General features: G+C 63.7%; 1 protein-coding gene. It reads right to left on the bottom strand.

Annotation, left to right across the window (positions count from 1 at the left end; translation table 11 throughout):
- Positions 1 to 997, bottom strand: a 997-nt coding sequence (locus BST14_RS28105; RefSeq protein WP_083067491.1) for an IS481 family transposase, incomplete at its 3' end; no start/stop codon positions are given.
- Positions 998 to 1,088 lie beyond the last annotated feature (91 nt).

The following is a 1,088-nucleotide window of genomic DNA, read 5'->3' as shown; positions in this document are numbered from 1 at the left end:
TGTAGGAGGTCACCACGTTGGTGACGCCGGTGGCGAGTCGTGATGCTGGTGGCTGGCCGCCAGCGGCAGAGTGTGGTCGATGATAGTTGAAGTGGATGTTCCAGACCTTGAGTGCTTCGGCGCGCTGGACTTCTGAGGTCCAGGTGCGGGCGTAGAGGAATTCGTCGGCCAGGATGCGGTGATACCTCTCCACCTTGCCGTTGTGGCGCGGGGTATAGGGCGTGATGCGTTGATGCCGGGCCCCGTGCAGGACGCGAGCGAAGTCCTTCGCGCGGTAACAAGAGCCGTTATCGGTGATGATCCGTTGGATGCGGTCGATCCCGTGCGCAGCGAACCAGACCCGGGCCCGGTGCATGAATCCTATTGCTGTGATGGCTTTTTCGTCGCTGAGTGCTTCGGTATAAGTCAGCCGGGAGTAGCCATCGACTGCAGAATGCAGATAGACATAGCCGGCTCGCGTTCCTGCTGCGGTGGCCACCGCCACGGCTTTGGCCTGGGGGCTGCCCTTGCCGTGTACTCGCCACCCGCCACCGTCGGGGATGCGGCCGACCTTCTTGATGTCGACGTGCACCATGTGTCCGGGGTGGCGGGCGATGATGCGTTGCGGTATCCGGTTCAGATCCCCGCTGGGGTCAAGGAACCTGCGCCGATGCAAACCCAGCGCCACCAGCTGTCGGCTCACGGTGCGCTGGCTGATCACGATGCCGCGCGCGTTCAGTTCGAAGGCGATCCGCGCCGCAGACCACTTGCGGGCCCGGCGCATCGTCTCGATCACCCTGATGACCTCGGCCGGGGTGGCTGTGGGCTGGTGCGTCGGAGCCGATGAGCGATCGTGTAGGCCCAGCTCGCCGAACTGCCGGAACCGATTGACCCACTTGGAGGCACACGCCCGTGAGATCCCCATCTCGGCAGCTACATGGGCAATGGGACGATCGACGCAGCGCGCAACAAGACGACGACGGCCTTCAACAGACAACGGGGCATTACCGTGGGTCATGGACGGGTTCCTTCATGCTCAGGACGAGGGGTTTGGCGATTTCTCATCCTGCCGCCGAAGGACCCGTCCTCCTCACATCCCGACCATGCCG

The sequence above is a fragment of the Mycobacterium arosiense ATCC BAA-1401 = DSM 45069 genome (assembly GCF_002086125.1).
Lineage (GTDB): Bacteria > Actinomycetota > Actinomycetes > Mycobacteriales > Mycobacteriaceae > Mycobacterium > Mycobacterium arosiense.
The sequence above is the reverse complement of the archived record's forward strand: the minus strand, read 5'-3'. Positions and strand labels throughout refer to the sequence as shown.